Source organism: Brevundimonas pishanensis, from assembly GCF_022750635.1.
Lineage (GTDB): Bacteria > Pseudomonadota > Alphaproteobacteria > Caulobacterales > Caulobacteraceae > Brevundimonas > Brevundimonas pishanensis.
This window is the reverse complement of the sequence record NZ_JAJKBG010000005.1, coordinates 22,838-45,130: the sequence shown is the minus strand read 5'-3', so window position 1 is coordinate 45,130 and position 22,293 is coordinate 22,838. Positions and strand designations below refer to the sequence as shown.

The following is a 22,293-nucleotide window of genomic DNA, read 5'->3' as shown; positions in this document are numbered from 1 at the left end:
CCAATAGCGGTAAGTTTTTAGTCCTCGCCGACCATGGACATCCACGGATCGACCGAGCCCGCTTCGACCTCGGCCACCTTCACAGCCGGCCAGCCAACCGACGATGTGCCCGAGGCGTTCCAGGCCGCGACGGTAAAGTCGCGCAGCTGTTCGGCACCGGCCGACAGACGCTGGTTCAGGAACTCGGCACCGCGCGGATCGGCATCGCGGAACGCACCGGCCTTCTCCAGACGGTAGAAGGGGATGACCGTGCCGAGGGTGGTGTTCAGGAAGGATACCGTGCGGCTCTTCACATCAAAGCCCTCGACGTTCAGCGGAGACATAGCCGACTTGACCGTGACCGGATTCAGGGTGCGAGCCGCATAAGCCCCCTCGAAGGTGCCGTGGGTGCGGCGCGAGTTGGTGAAGCCTTCAGGATTGGTCTTACCCGCCCAACCATTGAAGTGGATGGTCGTGTGGTGCGGCTGGGATGCATCGCCCAGATAGTGGCTGAGCTGGCCGATATCGCGCAGGATAAGCTGCTCGCGGCGCAGGCGGTCCGCGCGGTACCATTCGCGCTTGGCCAGATCGGTCTCTCGTGCCTCGGCGGCATTCAGCACGCGCCAGTAGGCAAAATCACGCTCGAGGTTCTGCCATGCATCAATGATGGCGTAGTGCAGATAGCCGGCATCATCGACATCCAGGCCGGCACGGGTCAGGGCCGCGTCATATTCGGACTTCAGGCGCGGCATATCGGCCAGAAGCATGCCGCGCTCGTCCATCACACGGCCTTCATCGTCCATGTCGATGAAGTGGGCGGTGTCGCGCTCGCGATCATGCGGCTGGCCGCCACCCTTCCAGCGGTCCGGTTCGCGGGAATACTCACCGACGTCCGATGCCGCGCCCGGCGTACGCAGGAAGCCCGGCAAGGTGTCGGGCAGGGTTTGCATGCCGATCACACCGATCACGCGGTGACCCGATGCGCCCCATGCAATGACCTGAGAGGCCGGAATCGCCAGCAGCGCAAAGGCGGCGGCGGAGATCATCAGACGTTTGGCGGATCGCTTCATGGCGTTTTCCCGGTGGAAAGGGTGAAATCGTGTGCCGATCTACTCCATTCATCGCCCTACCGCCACTGCTCCGCCGTTTGACGAACGGGGAATGGCGCCATCCGCGCCGGTTAAAGAAATCTGTATGCACAGATCAATGCCGTTTACGAATGAAAATCTTGCAAATAAAGGTTTCATGAACCCGTTATCTGATTAAATCTGCGTCATAACGTTGAGTGTAAGATGAGCATATACGACGAATACTGCATTCGAACAGGTCTGGTTTGCTATCTCAACTGCAAGTGTTGCTGTCGCAATTCCGCCCTCATCCATATGCGACCGATGGCTAATCTCAACTAACACTATTTTGCCACAATTTGCCGTCAAAAGCCTCGCTGCCGACGGGGTAATGGTGTCGGTGCTGCCAAATGATGCCTCCATGTTAAATGCGGTTGCCGCTCTGGCTGCCCTTTGGGCCATGTCGTTCGCCGGTACGAGTGAACCTGTCCCATACGAAGCTGTCGTCGCCCAAGACGCCGCTATCGTTGAAGCCGCCGCAGAAGCGGGAACCGACGCCGTCGCAGTTGCACTGACCGACGAGCAAAAGACCCACATGGAAGCCGATCCCGACTGGCGCGCCTCGATCCGCCTGTATCATGCAGGTGGTGGTGGAGCGACCGGCAACGATTCTCTGGGATGCCGTCCGGTCGCCATGCGCACCGTAGCAACCGACCCGCGCGTTATCCCGCGCCGCACCCGCCTGTTTATTCGTGAAACGGTCGGCCTGCGCATGCCGGACGGCTCGGTCCATGACGGTTACTGGTACGCATCCGATACCGGTGGCGCGATCCGTGGCAACAAGATCGACCTTTACACCGGTCACGGCCGCCAATCGATGCGTCCGGCGATGCCTTTCAACATGAAGACGCTGACTGTAGTTGACGCAGGCGACTTCGACGGTTGTCCGCCCGCTTGGGAAAACGCCTCCAAATAAGCGCCCTCCCCGCTTGAGAGACGGCAGATAATGAAAAACGGCCACCGGATCCCTCCGGTGGCCGTTTTCATGTCTGAAAGGCCAGTCGCGCCTTATGGACGCCTTTTCAGCTCGTCGCGGATCTCGACCAGCAGGGCCTCCGTCGGCGTGGGCGCAGTGGCTTCCGGCTCTGCCGCCTGCTCGCGGCGCAGTTTGTTGACCATCTTCACCATCATGAAGATCACGAAGGCCACGATGAGGAACTGGATGCAGGTGTTGATGAAGGCACCGTATTCAATCACCGCCGGCTCACCGGTCGGATTCAACGGGCTTACCGGAAGGGTGTATTTGAGGTTGGCGAAATCCACGCCACCGATCAGCCAGCCAATCGGCGGCATCACAATCTGATCCACCAAGCTGGTGACGATCTTCCCGAATGCGCCGCCGATGATCACGCCGACCGCCAGGTCGACGACGTTACCGCGCGCAATAAATTCTTTGAATTCGCCACCCAGGCTCATGGGGCTCTCCTTAGGGTCAGACACGGCTATCGCCGCGCCTAAAGATAATCACCGGACTTCCTAAAGGAAATCAGGCGTCCCCAGAAGCGTTGAGGCGCAGCCTAAGTTCCTTGCCGCTCTTGAAAAAGGGCACGGCCTTGGCCGGAACTTCGACGGTTTCACCCGTGCGGGGATTGCGGCCCGATCGTGCAGGGCGGCTGCGAACCGAGAAGGCACCGAAGCCGCGAAGCTCTACACGACCACCGTCGGAGAGCGCATTCGTCATCTGGCCAAGGATTACATTAACCACCCGCTCGACCTCCGCATGTGTGAGGTGCAGGTTTTCCGCTGCAAGCTTTTCGATCAGTTCGGACTTGATCATTCAAGGCCCCCGCCCGTGCTTCTTCGGCGTTATCGCCATCATCGGAATGACACCTAAACACCTGATGCCCTTGGAAGAAAGGGGTAAAAAGCATCTCGCATAACGATTTTCGGCGATTAACCTCTGAATTACCCTTTTCCGCGGCAGGCAAAGAAAAAGGGTGACCGGATCGCTCCGGTCACCCTTCATCCCTTGTCATAGCGCCTAGGCGCTACGGCTCAGGCTGCATTTCGAAGGATTAGTCCTTCGAAGCGTTCTTCAGAGCGGCGCCCAGGATGTCGCCGAGCGAAGCGCCCGAGTCCGACGAACCGAACTGCTCGATAGCTTCTTGTTCGTCCTTCATTTCGAGTGCCTTGACCGACACCGAAACGCGGCGGGTAGCCTTGTCGACGGTGGTGATCATGGCGTCGATACGATCGCCGACGTTGAAGCGTTCCGGACGTTGCTCGTTACGGTCGCGCGACAGGTCCGACTTGCGGATGAAGGCGGTGACCAGAGCGTCTTCTTCACCGAACTTGACTTCGATGCCGCCGGTTTCGATTGCCGAAACGGTGACGGTGATTTGTTGGCCACGCTTGTAGACGTCGCCTTCCATCGGGTCAGCACCCAGTTGCTTGACGCCCAGCGAGACGCGTTCCTTCTCAACGTCAACGTCGAGGACCTTGGCCTTGATGACCTCGCCCTTACGGTAGCGTTGGATGGCTTCTTCGCCCGACACGTTCCAGTCCAGGTCCGACAGGTGGACCATGCCGTCGATGTCGTTGTCCAGGCCGATGAACAGGCCGAACTCGGTGGCGTTCTTCACTTCACCTTCAACGGTCGAGCCGATCGGGTGAGCTTCAACGAAGGCTTCCCACGGGTTGGCTTGAGCTTGCTTCAGGCCCAGCGAGATACGGCGCTTGGCGCTGTCGACGTCCAGAACGATGACGTCCACTTCTTGCGAGGTGGAGACGATCTTGCCCGGGTGGACGTTCTTCTTGGTCCAGGACATTTCCGAAACGTGGACCAGACCTTCAACACCGGCTTCCAGCTCAACGAATGCGCCGTAGTCAGTGATGTTGGTGATGCGACCGGTGTACTTGGCACCGACCGGGTACTTGGCTTCAACACCATCCCACGGATCCGACTGCAGCTGCTTCATGCCCAGCGAGATACGTTGGGTGTCCGGGTTGATCTTGACGATCTGAACCTTGACGGTGTCGCCAACAGCCAGAACTTGCGACGGGTGCGACACGCGCTTCCACGACATGTCGGTGACGTGCAGCAGGCCGTCGATACCGCCCAGGTCAACGAACGCACCGTAGTCGGTGATGTTCTTGACGACGCCTTCGCGGATTTCACCCTCGGCCAGTTGGCCGACCAGTTCGGTGCGCTGTTCAGCGCGGGCTTCTTCCAGGATCGCACGACGCGAGACAACGATGTTGCCGCGCGGACGGTCCATCTTCAGGATGGCGAACGGTTGTTCTTTGCCCATCAGCGGGGTGACGTCGCGAACCGGACGGATGTCGACTTGCGAACCCGGCAGGAAGGCCGAAGCACCGCCCAGATCAACAGTGAAACCACCCTTGACGCGGCCGACGATAGCACCGTTGACCGGCTGGCCTTCAGCGAAGACAGCTTCCAGACGGGTCCAGGCTTCTTCACGACGGGCTTTGTCGCGGCTGATGACGGCTTCACCCATCGCGTTCTCGACGCGCTCCAGGTAAACTTCGACGTTGTCGCCGACCTTCGGCAGGACAGCGCCTTCGCCTTGGCCGAATTCGCGCATGGCGATACGGCCTTCGGTCTTCAGGCCGACGTCGATGATGACGATGTCTTTTTCGATGCCGACAACGCGACCGTGAACGACTTGGCCTTCGCCAAGGTCGCGGCCTTGCAGTTGTTCGTCGAGCAGAGCGGCGAAATCATCGCGGGTGGGGTTAAAGGTTTCGGTCATATGACTCTTGGGGTTGATGGGAAGGGTCTTTGCGTCTGGCTGCACGCAGCTGAACGCGAAGGGGGTGAATTCGGTTTTCGGAAGGTTGGACGATACGGGGCGCACGCCTAGGCGGCTTGAATCAAACCCGTAACGCCCACGGCTGCCGAGGATCAGTGCGTTGAAATTACTAAGGACGATGGGTCTGATCGGGCGGGGATATCCTGGACATCCGGACCTTGATGATCAGAGACCGTGCTTGGCTCGCGCTGTCTCGACAATGCGGCGGGCCGCATCGAAGGCCGCTTCTATACCCATATCGGTCGTATCCAGCAAGATAGCGTCGTCCGCTTGGACCATCGGCGCGGAATCGCGACCGGCATCGCGGGCGTCGCGTTTGCGGATATCGGCCAGCATATCCTCGTAGGAAATTTCGATACCCCGCGCCGTCAACTGTTTCCAACGACGCTCGGCGCGCACTTCGGCAGAGGCTGTCACAAACAGTTTCGCTGGCGCATCCGGCACAATCACGGTGCCGATGTCACGACCGTCCAGCACTGCCCCGCCCGCTTGAGCGGCAAAATCGCGCTGAAGCTTCAACAGGGCCGCGCGCACCGCCGGATGGCTGGCCACGCGGCTGGCGGCCTCACCGGCTTCGCCCGTGGTCAGGCTGGCATCGTCGGACAGACCCGACGGGTCCAGCGCACCCGCCACAGCCGCAGCAACCGCCTCGTCATCCAGATCGCCACCTTGCGCCAGCACGCCCATACCCACGGCACGGTAAAGCAGTCCCGTATCGAGGTACGGCAGGCCAAAATGAGCGGCCAGACGCGAGGCGATGGTGCCCTTGCCGGAAGCAGCGGGTCCATCAACGGCAATGACGAGAGACTGGGACAGAGGTCTACTTTCTGGAGATGTTACGAACGGCGATCCACAGATAAAACACTGCCACACCGCCGACTAGGATGGTTCCGAGCCCGAAAAAGCCGCTTAAGCCCCAAAAGACAAGAGGGTTCTCGCTAACGTTGATGTCTGGACCGCGCCGCCCCTTGATGGTGCCGGTAGACAAGACCTTCCAAAGTCCATGTACAGAGGCCCACGACAGCCACGTCAAAAAGACAACCGCCAGCGCATTCTGAACATGTAACCGAAGCGCTTTTGGCCGACGGATCATTCTTCAAGGATCCGTCTCATTGCTAGAGGCGGTTGGTATCAGGTCGAGAGTGCATTCCTCTCTGAACAGCCCAGCCCAAACCCAAGACGATGAAGAAGGTCCCTAAGAAAATCGCGGGCATTACGCCTCGATAGACTACGACCATCTTGAAACCTCTCGAATTCGATAGAGCGTCTATGGGGTAAACGTACATGCCGCCGACATACCGGCCCCGCTCGTCATGCACTGAGGCATAACGAGCCTTAGTGTAGTGCCAAGTCTTGCCATCCCTAAGATCAATCCAAGACCCAACGCACCATAATAGAAGCGCCACACCGCAGAATACTGCTCCTAGCCCTAAACCCTCTCTGGATGACGGAACTCTGCGGCGTGTCTTCATACGCCGATCTTCGCGCCCAGCCCGTTCATCAGGGTGACGAAACCGGGGAAGGAAGTGGCGATCATCTCAGGGTCCAGCACTGACACCGGAGCCTCCGCAGCCAGACCCAGCACCAGATGGCTCATGGCGATGCGGTGATCGTGGGCGGTTTCAACCGTCGCCCCACCCTTTACCGGACCACCGGTGACGATGAAGCCTTCAGGCTCTTCCTCGACCTCGACGCCGCAAGCCTTAAGGCCTGCCGTCATCAGGGCGATGCGGTCGCTTTCCTTCACGCGCATCTCGCCGATGCCACGCATGACGGTCTGGCCCTCGGCAAAGGCGGCGGTGGCGGCAAGGATGGGATACTCATCGATCATGGCGGCGGCGCGCATTTCCGGCACGACGACGCCCTTGAGCTTGGAATAACGGGCCGTGATGTCGCCAATCTCTTCACCACCCGAGGTCCGGCGGTTCGAAATCGTCAGGTCCGCACCCATTTCGATCCAGGTGTCGAACAGGCCGGTTCGCAGCGGGTTGAGCATCACGCCCTCGACCGTCACTTCTGAACCTGGAACGATCAGCGCTGCCGCCAGCGGGAAGGCTGCCGATGACGGATCACCCGGCACAGACACCTTGGTGCCCCGCAACGGCTGCCCGCCTTCCAGCGAAATGATCCAGCCTTCGCCGACTTCCTGAACATCCACCTTGGCCCCGAAGGCCGTCAGCATACGCTCGGTATGGTCACGGCTCTTTTCGGGTTCTGTCACGCGCGTTGTCCCCTGCGCGTTCAATGCCGCCAGCAGGATGGCCGATTTGACCTGGGCCGATGCGACGCTCTGGGTATAGTCGATGGCAACCAGTTCACCGCCGTTGACAGCCACCGGAACGCGATCCTCGTCCGCCTTCCAATCGAATCTTGCCCCCATCTGAGCCAGCGGACCGGTCACGCGCTTCATCGGGCGTTTGCGCAGCGAGACGTCGCCATCAAAGGTCGCGGTGATGGGATAACCCGCCACTGCCCCCATCAGCAGGCGCACGCCCGTTCCGGCGTTTCCACAGTCGATCAGGTCTTGCGGGGACTGCAATCGGCCCTTGCCGATCACTTTCCATCGACCTTGGTCAAGTTTTTCGACCGTCGCGCCGAGCGAGGACATAGCCCGTCCGGTCGCCAAAATATCTTCGCCTTCCAGCAGCCCATCAATCTCTGTCACACCCTCGGCAAGACCGCCAAAGATCAGACTTCTATGGGAGATTGACTTGTCACCGGGGGCCTTGACCACACCCTGAAGAGGGCCAGATGGAGAGGCAATAAACGTCTGAGAAGTCGTCACCCGGCTACTTGGCTCCGATAATATCTGGAAAACAGGACGCAGTCGCGTCACATAAGGCTTTTGACAGTGGCCGTTTCGGGTGGCAAGGGAGCCGCCCGATTTCCCGAGTATCAACTCAACTCCCGCCGAAGGTTTATTCCGTGGCTAATCCCGAACTGGGCCAAAAGCAGCTCTGCCCGAACTGCCAGGCCAAATTCTACGACCTGAACCGTCGCCCGGCACGCTGCCCGAAGTGCGAAACCGAGTTCGACCCGATGGAAGAGGCTCTGAAGAGCCGCCGTGTCCGTCGCGGTGCCGGTTATGCCGCCGACGAAGACAACGAAGATCAAGTCGCCGACAAGTCGGTCGACGGTGATGAAGAAGAGGAAGAGGACATCGAAGCGTCCACTCCGGAAATCGATCAGGAAGGTCACGAACCGATCCTGACGCCGGACGACGACGACGATGCCGACCCGACCGGCGATGACGCTGGCCTCGGCACCACCGACGGCGATGACGACGATGTCCTCGACGATGATGACGACTCTGTGCCGTTCATCGAAGACGAAGACGACGACGGTCTGGACGACGAACTGACCAAGCCTTCGCTCGACGACGAGTAAAAACAAGGTTCTGAAAACTAAGCGGAAAAAAGTTTTCAGAACCGCTTGACCTTCCGGTCGGAACTCCCTAGTTTCCGCCACCTCAACGGGGCCACAGGCACCGTCGGGACCGACCGAAAGGTTTGGGGCTTTAGCTCAGTTGGTAGAGCGCTTGCATGGCATGCAAGAGGTCAGCGGTTCGACCCCGCTAAGCTCCACCATGAACCCCTCGTCGCTAACGCGGCGAGGGGTTTTCCATTTTATGGAAGCACCTTTTTGCCAAGGTTCCTCCATCCAGACCCTAAAGGTCCGGGGCTTTAGCTCAGTTGGTAGAGCGCTTGCATGGCATGCAAGAGGTCAGCGGTTCGACCCCGCTAAGCTCCACCATGAACCCCTCATCGTTACCGCGACGAGGGGTTTTCCATTTTTGGATCAAAGATCCTTCAATCTTTTGAAATTCGAGTCTTTTTCGAAACGGGATTCCCCGAGCGGAATCTGTAGTCTGCACGCAATTTCCTCCTGACAGACCCAGTCACTTCCCTTGCGCAGTGCTTGACTCGCCTCCCCCGTGCGGCGGTATAGGAATGAGAACATTTAGAGAACATTTCGTACCGCCCGATCATGTCGTCCTCCGTCGAAATCCAACGCCTGCGCGAGCGGCTGTCCCTGAAGGGGGCGGGTGCGGGCGTGCGGGTCCGCGGTAAGGAAAATGACGGCTTTAGGGTGGGTATGCCGTCGCTCGACGAGCGCGTAGGCCTTTTGGGGCTGGAGGCCGTGCATGAAATTTATGCCAGTGCCGGGGATGTGCTGTGTGCTGACGGCATGGCGCTAGGCATGGCGATGCGGGCCTCCAAGGGACCGTTCCTGTGGGCGTTTGAGGGGCGGCGCAATGGCGAGACGGGCCTGCCCTATGGACCGGGATTGCAGGGCTGGGGACTGGAGCCGTCACAGCTTTTGCTGATCGAAGCCTCCAGCGCCACGGCCCTTTTGGCGGTGGGTGAGGATGCGCTGCGCAGCGGGGCTTTTGGTGCCGTGATTCTGAGCAGTTGGGGCGAGCATCCGGCCTTTACCCTGACCGCCAGTCGACGGCTGAACCTTGCTGCCAGCGAGGGCGGGCGGCCTGCCTTCATTGCCCGCGCCGGTGCCCAGCCCCGTGCCAGCGCCGCGCAGAGCCGGTGGAAGGTGTCGCCCACATTGTCCTCGGCACAGCCGCTTTCGGCGGGAGCACCCGGTCTTCCTGCCTTCAAACTCGAACTTTTGCGCAAACAAAACGGCCCCGTGGCGGGCGAATGGATCATGGAGTGGGATGGTGAACGGCGGATCTTCGTCACGCCGCAGGTATCTGGCCGTCTGGTTTCCGTTCCTGCCGACCGATCGGCAATCATCCGCGCGGCCTGATGCCGATGTGCCTGATGCCGATGTACCTTTGGCCTGTGTGGCCAAGCAGTCGAATGCCCTGCGTCTGACGGCGGTGAACCGTGCCGCCATCGCGGCGGGTTTGGCCTCCGGTATGACGCTGGCCGATGCCCATGCACGGGTACCGGAACTGACCACCGTCCCCAGCGAGCCCCGCGCGGACGAGGAACTGATGGCGCGGCTGGTCGATGGCTTTGGCCGTTTCTCGCCCATGGTCGCGCGGGACAATCCGCACGGACTGATGCTGGACATCACCGGATGCGCCCACCTGTTCGGCGGCGAGGACGGGATGATGGCCGCTGTGCGCCGCCTTGCCGGACGAGCCCGCTTGCAGGTCCGGCTGGCGATTGCACTCACTCCGCACAGCGCCCGCGCTCTGGTCCGGTTTGGCTCTGAAGGAGCGGTGAGCGATGCCGACATCGTCACCACCGCCGGACGACTTCCTGTCGAGGCATTTGAGCGGCCCGCCAGCGAGATCACCGCGCTGAAACGGGCGGGGCTGAAAAGGTTGGCCGATGTCGACGCCCGCCCTCGCGCCGCCATGGCCGCCCGCTTTGGAGAGGACTTTTGCCATGTGCTGGACCGGACCATCGGGCGGATCGACATCCGCATCACGCCTGTTCGTCTGCCCGCCCCCATTGTCGCGGACCGCAGACTGGCCGAGCCGATCCTGCACCTTGATCCGGTCGAGGGGATTATCGCCGACCTGCTGGCCGATACCGAACAGCAGATGGAGCAAACTGCCCAGGGCGGGCGCGCCTTTACCCTGACAGTGTTCCGGCTGGATGGCTGGACGCGGCGAGTGACGGTGCGCACGGGCCGCGCCATGCGTCAGGTCGCGCCCCTGATGCGGCTGTTCCACGAGCGTCTGCAGGCGCTGGACACGCCGATCGATCCGGGCTTTGGCCTCGACCAGTTCCGGATGGAGGTGGACGATCTGGTCACACTGGCGGCCCAGCAGGTGCGACTGGATGAACCCGCGCGGCGGGGTGAGAGTCTTGAGGACCTGACGGATCGCCTATCTACCCGTCTGGGTGCACAGGCTGTGATGCGGGTGAAATCGACAGGCTCGCATCTGCCGGAACGGGCCTGCGTTCTGCGCCCTGCACTTCACCCTGCCCGCGCCGATGAAGGCGACGACTGGCCCGAGCTAAAGCGCGACGGGTTGGAGCGGCCCATGACCCTGTTCAATCCGCCCCAGCCGATTGAGGCCATCGCCCTCGCCCCCGACAGCCCGCCCGCCCGCTTTGTTTGGCGACGGGTCACGCGCCGCATCATCCGCGCCGAGGGACCGGAGCGGATCGAGGGCGAGTGGTGGCGACGTCCGCGTCATCGGGTGCGCGATTACTACCGCGTCGAGGACGAGACGGGGCATCGCTATTGGTTGTTCCGCGCGGGCCACTATGGCGAAGAGCCCGCCCCGCGCTGGTATGTCCACGGGCTGTTCGCATGACGGGCCCAAGGCCCATCGCCTATGCAGAAACGGTTTGCGCCAGCAACTTTTCCTTCCTGCGCGGCGCGTCGCATCCAAAGGATCTGGTGCTGTCGTCCTTGCTGTGCGGACAGGCGGGGCTGGGCCTTGCCGACCGAAACAGCGCAGCAGGCGTAGTGCGGGCGTGGAGTGCGCTGAAAACCCTGCGCAACGAAGGCTGGGTCCCGCCCGAGCGTATACGTCTGGGCAGCAGTCCGGGCGAGGTCGTCTATGTGGACAGCAAGACCGAGGAGAGTATTGCCGAGCGCATCCGCACCACCGCCGAGAACTTCAAACTGATGACCGGTGCGCGGCTGGTGTTCGCAGACGGCACGTCCGATGTGGTGGCCTATGCCGAGGATCGGGCGGGCTGGGGGCGATTGACGCGGCTGCTGACACTGGGGGCCCGACGGGCGACCAAGGGTCAGTCCATCCTGACCAAGGCGGACCTTATGGCCCATGCCGAGGGGCTATTGCTGATCGCCATGGGCGGAACGACCGACTGGCTGGGCGAACTGAATGACGCGCGTCACGGGGCGGTATGGCTGGGTACAACCATGCATCGACGCGGCCACGACCGCAGACGGCTGGCCGCTTCGCACGATATGGCAATACGTGCGGGCGTCCCGCTGCTGGCATGCAATGATGTACTGTATCACTCCAGCAGCGAGCGCGATCTTCAGGACGTGCTGACCTGTATCCGCGAGGGCGTCAGCATCGAGCGCGCAGGTCAGCACCTGCTCGCCAATGGCGAGCGGCATCTGAAAACGCCTGCCGAAATGGCTCGCCTGTTCAGCGATCACCCCGAGGCTTTGCGCGAGAGTCTGACCCTGCTGGAACGATGTCAGTTCGATCTGGGGCAACTGAAATACGAATATCCGGACGAGCCTGTGCCCGAGGGCTGGAGCGCCAATGACTGGCTGAGGGCACTGGTCGAACAACACCTTCCGGTGCGTTACCCGCTGGGCGCGCCTGCTCATGTGCGCGACCTGATCGAAAAGGAACTGGCCTTTATCGGCGAGCGCGATCTGGCCAACTATTTCCTGACCATCCACGACATCGTCCATGTGGCCCGCCAGAAAGGCATACTGTGCCAAGGACGTGGATCGGCGGCCAATTCGGCAGTCTGTTATGTGCTGGGCATGACTTCGGTCGACCCTGCCGAGCACGACGTCCTGTTCGAGCGCTTCATGTCCGCCAGCCGCGACGAGCCGCCCGATATCGACGTCGATTTCGAGCACGAGCGGCGCGAAGAGATCATACAGCACATCTATGAACGCTATGGCCGCGAGCGGGCAGGTCTGGCGGCCACGGTCATCTGCTATCGTCCGCGCAGCGCCATCCGCGAAGTCGGCAAGGCCTTAGGTCTGACCGAGGATGTCACCGCGCGCCTCGCCGGCACCCAATGGGGAAGCTGGGGCAAGGAGATCGCAGACAACCGCATCGCCGAGGCAGGGCTGGATCCGCACAATCCCATGATCCGCCGTGCCGTGGACATGGCCGAGCGGCTGATCGGCTATCCGCGCCACCTGAGCCAGCATGTCGGCGGATTTGTCCTGACCAACGGGCGGTTGGACGAGGTTGTGCCCATCGGTAATGCCGCCATGGCCGAGCGCACCTTCATCGAATGGGACAAGGACGACATCGAAGCCTTGGGCCTGATGAAGGTCGATGTGCTGGCGCTGGGGATGCTGACCTGTATCCGCAAGGCGTTCGAACTGATCCGCCAGCACGAGGGCGAGGCGCTGGAACTGGCCACGGTCCCGACAGAACAGGCCGACGTTTACGACATGCTGTGCCGTGGCGATTCCATCGGCGTGTTTCAGGTGGAAAGCCGCGCCCAGATCAACATGCTGCCGCGACTGCGCCCGCGCACCTTCTATGATCTCGTTATTCAGGTTGCCATCGTGCGCCCCGGTCCCATTCAGGGCGACATGGTCCACCCTTACCTTCGCCGCCGTCATGGCTTGGAGGCGGTGGAATACGCCAGCCCTGCCCCGCCGCATGATCCGGACGAACTGAAGAAAATCCTCGGCAAGACGCTGGGCGTGCCGCTGTTTCAGGAACAGGCGATGAAGGTCGCCATGGTCGCCGGCAATTTCAGCGAGCAGGAGGCCAATGGCCTGCGCAAGGCCATGGGCACGTTCCGCGGCGACGGCACGCTCGGCAACTACGAGACGCGCATGGTCGGGCGTATGATCGAGCGCGGCTATAACCCCGACTTCGCCCAGCGCTGCTTTGAACAGATCAAGGGCTTTGGCTCCTACGGCTTTCCCGAGAGCCATTCGGCCAGTTTCGCCAAGCTGGTCTATGTCTCCAGCTATATCAAATGCCGCCATCCCGCAGCCTTCGCCTGCGCCCTGTTGAACAGCCAGCCGATGGGTTTCTATGCTCCTGCCCAGATCGTGCGCGATGCCCGCGAACATGGGGTGGAGGTGCGCCCCATCGATGTGAACCATTCCCGCTGGGACAATACGCTGGAAGGGCCGCCCGATGCGCTGGCGCTGCGGCTGGGGATGCGCAACATCGACGGCTTCCGTCAGGACTGGGCCGAGGCCCTGACCACCGCCCGCATCGAAGCCTTTACCGGACTGGAGCCCCTTATGCGGCGGACAGGTCTGTCGGCGGCGGCAATGAGAAAGCTGGCCGATGCGGATGCCTTCGGCTCACTGGGCATGGACCGGCGCGAAGCGCTGTGGGCCGTGCGCCGCCTGCCCGACGATGATCCCCTGCCGCTGTTTGCCGCCGCCAATGCCCGCGAACTGGGCGAGGAAGCAGACGCCAATCTGCCGAAGATGGGACAGGGCGAGCATGTCGCCGCCGACTACCAGACCACGCGCCTGTCCCTAAAGGCCCACCCGATACAAATCCTACGGCCTGTCTTTGCCAAGGAAGGAATGCTGCCGTGCAAAGGCGTCGAGGCCAAACGTTCCGGCTCGCGTGTACGCACGGCGGGCGTGGTGCTGGTGAGACAGCGGCCCGGCAACGGCAAGGCCATTTTCATCACGCTGGAAGACGAGACGGGCGTGACCAACCTTGTGCTGTGGGAGCGGACGTTCGAGACCTATCGCCGCGTGGTCATGTCCGCACGCCTGTTGGAAGCCGTCGGCACGGTCGAGAAAAGCATCGAGGGCGTCACCCACCTTATGGTCACCCATCTGGTGGACCGCACACCCGAACTGAACCGCCTGTCCGAAGATCACGAACCGGTTCTGCAGCTATCAGGGGCCGACGAGTTCGTTCACCCCCAGCATCCACGCAATGTGCGCCTATTGCCCGGCTCGCGCGACTTCCACTGACCGATTGCTCCTTTTTACCGACTCGACCGACAACAGCCTATGTCCTCTCGCCGCCGCCCCCCTGCACACCACCATTACAGCCCTCCGCCTCGCGGATCGGATCGCCTGAATATCCTGCTGGGCATATTGGTCGTGGTCGTCATCATCGTTTGCGTCATCGTGATGCGCAGCGACAAAATCGCCCTGCCTGACAACGTTACCGAAGGGGCCAAAAGCGTCGCCACCAGTGTAGCCCCCGGTATCTTTCCGCCAACCGCTGAACAGGCCGCCAGCGAAGCCGACTTCAAATGCCGCGTGGTCAAGATCAACGACGGGGATACCCTGCGCTGTCAGGACGGAACGCGGGTAAGGTTGCATGCCATTTCCGCGCGCGAGCGCGACAACAGCTGCTCGCCCGGTCACCCCTGTTCGCAAACCAGCGCCGATCAGGCCACCCTTATCCTGAGCCAACTGGTGGCCGGAAAGATGCTGGACTGCATGACCACCGGCCAGAGCTACGACCGCGTCACGGCCATCTGCTGGACAGCCGCGCGCGTCGAGGTGAACTGCTACATGGTCGAAACCGGTGCCGCCGAGTTGTGGGAGCGCTTTGACAATGAAACCCGCATCTGCCGCGACAAACGCCGCATAGGCTCGCTGCGTCAGGATTGATCCTGCTCAAGGCGACTGCGGCCCTGCGCGCCTATTTAGAGCTTGCCGTTATCGTGGCTATCAACCGGCTCTGGCATGTGCGGGCATGATTTGCCCTGAAATGGCAGGGCCGCTGTATCCCGCACACCACGATCAACGGTATTGATAGACGAAAGCAGAATGCAAACCCTGCTCTATGGGCGCGCGACTGCCATTTTTTGCCGGTACACGGTAGAAAGTTTCCCAGACCCACCAACTTGAGGCATTCAAGTGACCACCATCACCGCACAGTCCGCTGAGGGCTCGAACAGCAAGGCTATCAAGCCGGTCTCCATGACCCGCTATGACGCCGACTTCCAAGGCTTCTCGGACGAGCTGGGTGCATCGTTCGCGCGTTACGGCTTTGCTGTTGTTTCGGACCACGGTCTGGACCAAGCCGTCATCGACGCCGCTATTGCCGACGCCAAGGCCTTCTTCGCCCTGGATGAAGAAACCAAGCGCCAGTACCACCAGCCGGGTACCGGCGGTGCACGCGGCTTGACCCCGTTCGGCGTCGAAACTGCCAAGGGCGCGGCCGTCCGCGACCTGAAGGAATTCTGGCACACCGGCCGCGAACTGCCGGAAGGTCACGAGTACAAAAAGTACATGCGTGACAATGTGTGGCCGACCGAAATCCCGACTTTCAAAGAGAACGTGTACGGCATGTTCTCGGCGCTGGACCAACTGGGTGCCCGCATCCTGAAGGCCATCGCCCGCTACCTGAAGCTGGAAGACAACTTCTTCGAGAACAAGGTTCAACTCGGCAACTCGATCCTGCGCCTGCTGCACTATCCGCCGATCCCGGCTGATGCCGAGGGCGTGCGTGCGGGTGCCCACGAAGACATCAACGTCATCACCCTGCTGCTGGGTGCCGAAGAGGCCGGCCTTCAACTGAAGGATGCCGACGGCGAGTGGCTGGACATCGCACCGCCTCCGGGTGCGCTGGTGATCAATATCGGTGACATGCTGCAGCGTCTGGTCAACCACGTCCTGCCGTCGACCACCCACCGCGTGGTCAACCCGGCACCGGAACGTCGGGGCTTTGCCCGCTATTCGACCCCCTTCTTCCTGCACTTCAACCCGGACTTCCCGATCGAGACCCTGCCGTCGACGATCACCCCGGAAAATCCGGACCGTTATGCCGGCAAGACCATTCTGGCCGAGGACTTCCTCACCGAGCGTCTGCGCGAGATCAAACTGATCTAATCGTCGCGAATAGCCGACAAAATGAAGGGGCCGGACGATCACTCGTCCGGCCCCTTTTTTTATCCTTGCCGTCTCGCTTAGCGGGCGATCCGCAGACGGGTAATGTCACGACCGATCTGTTTGAAGGCTTCTTTCAAATCCGTGCCGGTCGCCGCAGGGAAGAAGTTCTCCTTCGGGTCCGTGGCGCAGGCTTCCATGACCTCATAGGCAGTGTCGATGCCCGTTTTGCCCTTGCTGGTGCCAAGGTTGAAACCGATCGTATAGACAACGATGCCCTGTTTCTTCATGGCCCTGCAGACCTCCACGGACTGGGTGAACACGTCCCCGTTGGTCGAAGGGCAGTTGATTTGATAGTCGGTGCCAATCGAGCCCGAACCTGCATCCTTGGACACAACACCCTCGCAATAGGGAGTGTTGAATTCGCCGTCGGTCATCAGGATGACGGCCTTGATGGTCTCGGCGGTGTTGAACGGGTTGGGACGGCTGGCGGTCGGCAGGACCGAGCCGAAGTTCGGCGAGATGCTGTACCAAGCCATTTCGATGCCGGTCTGGCCAGCGGTCGCACCCAATGGCTGATAGCTGTCGATGACCGTATTTAGGCCATTCGTGCCCGTGAGCACATTGGTCAGCGGCAGATAGCGACCCGGCTGGCAGGTCTGGCCGCTGGGCAGGTATGAGCGGCCCAGCCAGGCGTTGGTTCCGGGAGCCTTGTCTGTAGGATCGGAACTGCCGCGCGGACGCTCGCTGATGCAGTCTGTAGCCGGCAGTTCGGTCAGAACGTTCGACTTGTTATAGAAGACGCGCTGCTGGCAACCGTCCCAGCCGCATTGGACCGTGCCGTATCGCACGTAGTCCGCCGGCGGATTGTTGCGGTCTATCGCAACTGCAAAGGTGTTGGTGTTGATGGGCGTGACAGTCTGATAGCCGTTCAACTGGGTCATGCCCTGCACACCGGACACCTTCACCAGTCCGCCATTAATCAGGCCATGTCCGGACGATGTCACCAGCATCCGGCATTGTGGATCAACGCATTTACGCAAGTAGCGGCGCGTTCCGCTTGCAGCCGAATAGGAACTGCTGAGACCCGTCAGTTTGAATGTGCTCGAGGTTGGGACCTGACTGACGGTCTGGATGGTCCGATTGATGCTCGAGGAGCTGAACCCGTAAACATACACAGCATCACCCACGGCCAGGCCATGCGAGCTGGCGGTAAAGGTGCCGTTGCTGGAATTGGAGATCTCCTTGGCGGCAGCGGCCCAGCTGGCCCCCGTAATCGAGGTTGAGCCTTTAAGCGGGCCACGGAAGGCTTCGGCATAGCTGCCCACGTTTACACCCCGCGCATAAGGCACCAGCGCCACCCGCGTCGTATAAAGCGTCTGGTCACCCTGAACGACGATGCCCACCAGCTCTTTGGCAGCAGACTTCAGGTCGTTCATATAACCGTCCATTGAGCCGGTAATATCGAGCGCCATCGCGACTTCCACGTTTCGCGAGGCCCGCAGAACGTCCGACGACGCGGTCATCGGCAGATAGTCGTCGAACAGTTTGCCGTAGGGCGGAAGGAAAACGTTGGCGATGATGGTCTTGACCTGCACGGTGGCAGTCGCCTGAACCTGATAGCGCGAGCCCAGGGTGAAGGTCGCGACGTCGCCCGGATTGTCTTTGAAATACTGCGGCATGTTCGCGCGGATCGATGCCATGCCAACGCGCTGGATATCCCCAGCCGCCGTATAGTTCGAGCGCGCTGCCGCCAGTGTCGCAGCATCGAGTGCGTCCTGAAGCTCGCTCTTCACCTTGGCCGCATGGTGCAGGTCGATCGCGCCGGCCGAGATCATGAGCAGGACCGGCAAGGCGATACCTGCAATCAAAGCCACATTGCCGCGCTGCGAGCGTGCAAACCCGCTCAATAGTCGAGCTGCGGCCCGAGTAATGCTTTTCATATCAATCCCTGACACCGGACAGTCCCCGTCGCTTTCCGATAGAATAGGGCACTTTGAATGACAAATGGGTTATTTTGGATCAACAGTCACGGTTAATGACAATTAGATACCGTCGGGCGTTCTACACGCCTATTTGCCGATTACACACTGGTTGAGCCCCTGTGCGCGTACTTGACCGGCATTGGCCTGAATACGGCCCGTGCGACGCTGGACGTAGGGCCCCGGCGAGGCAGCGTTATAGCGACGCGGGCTTGGCAAAACGGCCACCAGTCGCGCAGCTTCGGTGCGGCTGAGGGTCTTAGCGCTCTTGCCGAACCAATGCTGCGCAGCTGCCTCTGCGCCATAAACGCCCGGCGCGAACTCGGCGACGTTCAGATAGACTTCCATAATCCGCTTCTTGCCCCAGCCGTATTCGATCAACACCGAGTATCCGGCCTCAAGAGCCTTGCGGACATAGGAGCGCCCAGGCCACAGAAACACGTTTTTGGCGGTTTGCTGGGTGATGGTAGAGCCGCCACGCATTTTGCTGGATCCACGGGCTTCGGCCTTTTCATTGGCCTTCATCGCTTTCTGGATGGCTTCGAAATCGAAACCTTTATGCAAGCAGAAACGCGCGTCTTCTGCCGAGATCGCGGCTGTCACAAGATAGGGAGACAGGTCATCCAGCGAGCGCCAGCGATAGTCCAGCCCGTTCCCCTTGATCGCTTGCTCGATCATCAAAATGGTCGGCGGGGGCGGTACGAACCGGAACAGCGCTACTTGCAGGAACGGGAATGCCAGAATGAACAGGAACAGCTTTAACAGCGGCCTGCGCTTGCGTCCTTTTGCACTCGCCATTCCCCGATCCCTTGCTCGACAGCTTAAAAGGCGTGAACGCCCGCGTTACCGTCTTCGTCTGCCCATGCCATGCGCGCGGCACCACGGCTCATTGCCAGTGCGGTGATCGGCGCGCCCTTGTCCTTTTTGATGAAGTCCAGCCCGCGGCCTGCCGGATCGGCCCACCATACGCGGCCATCTTCCAGACCGGCCACCAGGCGGCCCTGCTCCGGCACCGAGGCGACCATCGAGATCAGGGTCGTCTCGTCATAGCCGATCTCGGTCGCCTCGCGCCCCATAGGGCCGTTGGAGCCGATAAACGGCCACAGCACCACACCCTGTGCGCCCGACGTCGCCATCAGCTGGCCCTTGGACAGAAAGGAGAAGGATTTGATCTTGGCCGGATAGCCCCCCATGCGCATGTTGCGCTGGTCCTTCAGACGCCAGCCGTGCAGTTGGTTGTCCTGCATCGAGGTGACGACAAAGGCACCGTCCGGTGAGAACCCTACCGACAGGTGCGAGCCCGCCCACTGAAGCTTTACGGGTTGCTGCTGCTCGATGCGCGCATACCACAACCACGCCCCGCCATAGGTCGAGGTGGCAACTCGGCGGCCCTTGGGGTCGAACGCCACGCCCGAGACAGTACGCTCGTGCTGAAAGTCGCGGCGGAAGACTGCATCTTTACTGTCGATGACCGAAAGCGTGCGCCCCGCAGAAAATGCGATCAGGCCCGATTCCGCGCTGGCAGCGATGGAGTCGATCCAGCCCTTCCCCTCGGCCAGCAGGATCGCCTCGCCCGGACGGCTCCAGACGATTTTTCCGTCATCGCCGCCGGTGACGATGCCGTCCCCCGAAGGGTGGACGCAAGCGCACAGGACAGCTCCGTCATGCACTTCGTTTCGGGCACCATCCTCGAAACGGACGGATCCGTCACCCAAGGCGAACACGGCCTGTGTTTTGTCGAACAGGGCGGCGGTGATCTGGGCGTCGAAAGAGAAGTTCATCGGTGTCTCTGGGAGGCGTAAACAGTCGTGTCCCTGCTCATAGCCGCGCCGGACGGGCGCGCCTATAGGGAAAGGGCAGAATGGGAGCAGGCTTATGGCTGTTGTGCTGATCTCGGGCTTCATGGCCGACGAAACCTTGTGGGACGATCTGATCGCTCCGCTCGAAGATTTTGGACCTGTGATCCCGCTGGCCTTGCGCGAGGGAGAAACCATCGAGGAGATGGCCACGGCGCTCCTGCCCCGACTTCCCGAGCGCTTTCATTTGGCCGGTTTTTCGATGGGCGGGTATGTCGCGCGCGAGATTGCCCGCCTTGTACCTGAAAAGGTCGAGAGCCTGATGTTGATTGCCACCTCGGCGCGGGGTGACACCGAAGAGATGATCCGTCAGCGCAGAAGTGCTCTCAAATCTCCGCCGGAGCGTTTCAAAGGGCTCAGCCGCCCTGCCATCCAGTCTTCGCTACATCCTGATTTGAAAGACGATGCGCAAATGCTGGCGCGGGTGCGGGATATGGGACTGAGACTGGGCGGGCATGTATTCCACCGACAGTCGGCTCTGGCCCGTTCGGGCGATATAGATCAGCTATCCAAAATCACGGTCCCGACGCTGATTATTTCCGCGGACGCCGACATGTTGCGATCCGAAGAAGAGCAAGACGAGCTACAGTACGGCATTCGCGGCGCTGATCGGGCCAGTGTGCAAGGTTCCGGGCATATGATCCCGTTAGAACAGCCGCGAGCGTTGTTATCGCTAATGAAATCGTGGCTGGCTAAAAACACGACAACCTAAAGCAAGATTTACATAAATTTCGGCGATTCAACCTGATAATTCAGAGCAGTTACATAAAATTCGCTGATACTTAATTGATGTAAGTAACATTTTCTAACTGTCAATTCGACAAACAAGTACACATAGTGTCCTACGTACTAAATCGGTGGTTCATTTACATAAGTATAGATAGTCAAATTCTACCAATACAGGGACGACGCACGTATGACATCGAATGCGTACCAAAGGCTCGAGCGAGATATGCCCTGTGCAATCTCCGATCCCTCGCTTCTGATCCCCAGTGTTCAAGCCACCTATCCGCTCGGTCGCGAGTACAAGGGTGTATTCCACCAATCGAAACGTTGCCCCTGCTGCGCCTATATCCGTTTTGACGATCCGCCGTCAGACGTTCTGGATCACTTCTACAACGTAGAATATCCTGAAGTTTCCAAGACTTGGTACAATGTGGAGGGTGACTACAACGCCTCTAAAACGCATGAGCGCTCACGTCGCGTTGTCGATATCCTGAACGCCTTCGGGATTGCTCCCGATGCCCATGTGCACGAGTTCGGATGCGCCTTTGGCGGCACCGTCCAAGCCCTGAAAGACCTCGGCTATAAAGCGTCCGGCACCGAGTTGAACCGAACCGCAGTAGAACAGGGCCGGGCTCGGGGCAATCTCGACATCCACGCCCGTCCCGCCCAAGAGTTTCTCGCTGAACAACCGGACGAGTGCAGCGCAGTCTACTCCTACCATGCGCTGGAGCACTTCACCGATCCGTTCGCATTCCTGCGGGAGTTGCGCCAAGTCATCAGCCCGGACGGACTGGTCATATCGTTCCTGCCGAACTCGGCTGCACTGTTCCCACTGGTTTACGGCCATTCCCACTATATCTGGTACGGCTATCCCGAACACGTGCACCTGTTCTCGCCAGGCTCGGCGCAGGCACTGGCCAGCACCTGCGGCTATGAACTTCTGTACGTCACCACCGCGCCGATTGACATCGACCAGAGCGGCCCGATTTCGCGGGCTCTCAAGCAGGACACCCTCAGCGCGCAGTACCTGAGGAACGAGCCGATGGACCGCTATGGCGAAGAGCTTGTGATCGTCATGACACCGGCTGGTAGCAAACTGCTGGAACGGCATCAGGACATGCATCTGAAGGCTTGGGAGTACTCGCGCATCCAAAGCCGCCGCGAACGTTTCCTGATGGACCAGTTGGCGACCTTTGCTCCAAATCCTTGGCTGGAATAAAGCCCGTTTCCGTTTAGCTTTGCTTTAAATTTCGCAGAAATATCCGTTTTCTATAGTATAATTTGAATTGTAAATAACGATATTCAATTATGAATTACAACGATATACATATTGCTGGATATAACGATGTAAATATCGCCATAATTTGAATTATTGAATCGAACACGTCTTCAGCTACATTCGAGTCAATTCGGAGACAATTATCCG

18 protein-coding genes and 2 tRNA genes are annotated in these 22,293 nt (G+C 60.4%); 11 read left to right on the top strand and 9 right to left on the bottom strand.

Going from position 1 to position 22,293, the window contains the following annotated elements; genetic code table 11:
• Positions 1-17 precede the first annotated feature (17 nt).
• Positions 18-1,049: a phospholipase C/P1 nuclease family protein gene (locus LOX95_RS10510; RefSeq protein ID WP_242914438.1), complete on the bottom strand. Its 1,032-nt coding sequence runs from the start codon at positions 1,047-1,049 to the stop codon at positions 18-20.
• 418 nt (positions 1,050-1,467) lie between these two features.
• On the opposite strand from LOX95_RS10510, the gene LOX95_RS10505 reads away from it, so the two are divergent.
• On the top strand, positions 1,468-2,022 hold the full coding sequence (locus LOX95_RS10505) for a 3D domain-containing protein (protein WP_242914846.1): 555 nt from the start codon (positions 1,468-1,470) through the stop codon (positions 2,020-2,022).
• Positions 2,023-2,114: 92 nt separating this feature from the next.
• Here LOX95_RS10505 and mscL read toward each other — a convergent pair whose 3' ends face one another.
• The 5 genes from mscL to aroA form a co-directional block, all read right to left on the bottom strand.
• Positions 2,115-2,522 carry a large-conductance mechanosensitive channel protein MscL gene (gene mscL, locus LOX95_RS10500; protein ID WP_242914437.1) on the bottom strand — a complete coding sequence of 136 codons (408 nt, stop codon included), beginning with the start codon at positions 2,520-2,522 and terminating at the stop codon, positions 2,115-2,117.
• A 70-nt stretch (positions 2,523-2,592) separates the two neighbouring features.
• Entirely contained in the window at positions 2,593-2,883 is a 291-nt protein-coding gene (locus tag LOX95_RS10495; RefSeq protein ID WP_242914436.1) for an integration host factor subunit beta, read from the bottom strand.
• Between the two features lie 238 nt (positions 2,884-3,121).
• Positions 3,122-4,819, bottom strand: coding sequence for a 30S ribosomal protein S1 (gene rpsA / locus LOX95_RS10490; RefSeq protein ID WP_242914435.1), 1,698 nt, complete (start codon positions 4,817-4,819; stop codon positions 3,122-3,124).
• A 225-nt stretch (positions 4,820-5,044) separates the two neighbouring features.
• Positions 5,045-5,695, bottom strand: coding sequence for a (d)CMP kinase (cmk, locus tag LOX95_RS10485; protein WP_242914844.1), 651 nt, complete (start codon positions 5,693-5,695; stop codon positions 5,045-5,047).
• A gap of 652 nt (positions 5,696-6,347) precedes the next feature.
• Positions 6,348-7,664 (bottom strand): 3-phosphoshikimate 1-carboxyvinyltransferase, encoded by a 1,317-nt coding sequence (aroA, locus tag LOX95_RS10480; RefSeq protein WP_242914434.1) that lies wholly within the window; start codon positions 7,662-7,664, stop codon positions 6,348-6,350.
• Positions 7,665-7,804: 140 nt separating this feature from the next.
• On the opposite strand from aroA, the gene LOX95_RS10475 reads away from it, so the two are divergent.
• The 8 genes from LOX95_RS10475 (at position 7,805) to LOX95_RS10440 (ending at position 16,306) form a co-directional block, all read left to right on the top strand.
• Positions 7,805-8,266, top strand: a complete 462-nt coding sequence (locus LOX95_RS10475) for a TIGR02300 family protein (protein ID WP_242914433.1) — start codon at positions 7,805-7,807, stop codon at positions 8,264-8,266.
• A gap of 124 nt (positions 8,267-8,390) precedes the next feature.
• Positions 8,391-8,466 (top strand) — tRNA-Ala (locus LOX95_RS10470).
• A 90-nt stretch (positions 8,467-8,556) separates the two neighbouring features.
• Positions 8,557-8,632, top strand: a tRNA-Ala gene (locus LOX95_RS10465).
• Between the two features lie 234 nt (positions 8,633-8,866).
• The gene (locus LOX95_RS10460) at positions 8,867-9,643 is read left to right on the top strand and encodes an ImuA family protein (RefSeq protein ID WP_242914432.1); all 777 of its coding nucleotides are present in this window, start codon (positions 8,867-8,869) and stop codon (positions 9,641-9,643) included.
• A gap of 7 nt (positions 9,644-9,650) precedes the next feature.
• Positions 9,651-11,114, top strand: coding sequence for a Y-family DNA polymerase (locus LOX95_RS10455; RefSeq protein ID WP_242914431.1), 1,464 nt, complete (start codon positions 9,651-9,653; stop codon positions 11,112-11,114).
• Positions 11,111-14,431 carry an error-prone DNA polymerase gene (locus LOX95_RS10450; protein WP_242914430.1) on the top strand — a complete coding sequence of 1,107 codons (3,321 nt, stop codon included), beginning with the start codon at positions 11,111-11,113 and terminating at the stop codon, positions 14,429-14,431. Before LOX95_RS10455 ends, LOX95_RS10450 begins: the two co-directional genes overlap by 4 nt.
• Positions 14,432-14,470: 39 nt before the next feature.
• Positions 14,471-15,082, top strand: a complete 612-nt coding sequence (locus LOX95_RS10445) for a thermonuclease family protein (RefSeq protein ID WP_242914429.1) — start codon at positions 14,471-14,473, stop codon at positions 15,080-15,082.
• Positions 15,083-15,394: 312 nt separating this feature from the next.
• Positions 15,395-16,306, top strand: a complete 912-nt coding sequence (locus LOX95_RS10440) for an isopenicillin N synthase family dioxygenase (protein ID WP_242914843.1) — start codon at positions 15,395-15,397, stop codon at positions 16,304-16,306.
• A 77-nt stretch (positions 16,307-16,383) separates the two neighbouring features.
• Here LOX95_RS10440 and LOX95_RS10435 read toward each other — a convergent pair whose 3' ends face one another.
• From LOX95_RS10435 to LOX95_RS10425, 3 genes are all read right to left on the bottom strand, one after another.
• On the bottom strand, positions 16,384-18,246 hold the full coding sequence (locus tag LOX95_RS10435; protein ID WP_242914428.1) for a pilus assembly protein TadG-related protein: 1,863 nt from the start codon (positions 18,244-18,246) through the stop codon (positions 16,384-16,386).
• A gap of 129 nt (positions 18,247-18,375) precedes the next feature.
• Complete coding sequence (gene mtgA / locus LOX95_RS10430) at positions 18,376-19,083, bottom strand: monofunctional biosynthetic peptidoglycan transglycosylase (RefSeq protein ID WP_242914427.1); 708 nt, start codon at positions 19,081-19,083, stop codon at positions 18,376-18,378.
• Between the two features lie 23 nt (positions 19,084-19,106).
• Positions 19,107-20,066, bottom strand: a complete 960-nt coding sequence (locus tag LOX95_RS10425; RefSeq protein WP_242914426.1) for a WD40 repeat domain-containing protein — start codon at positions 20,064-20,066, stop codon at positions 19,107-19,109.
• Positions 20,067-20,187: 121 nt separating this feature from the next.
• On the opposite strand from LOX95_RS10425, the gene LOX95_RS10420 reads away from it, so the two are divergent.
• Both LOX95_RS10420 and LOX95_RS10415 read left to right on the top strand, forming a co-directional pair.
• A complete protein-coding gene (locus LOX95_RS10420) occupies positions 20,188-20,853 on the top strand; it encodes an alpha/beta fold hydrolase (RefSeq protein WP_242914425.1) in 666 nt (221 codons plus the stop codon).
• 240 nt (positions 20,854-21,093) lie between these two features.
• On the top strand, positions 21,094-22,086 hold the full coding sequence (locus LOX95_RS10415) for a class I SAM-dependent methyltransferase (RefSeq protein WP_242914424.1): 993 nt from the start codon (positions 21,094-21,096) through the stop codon (positions 22,084-22,086).
• Positions 22,087-22,293 lie beyond the last annotated feature (207 nt).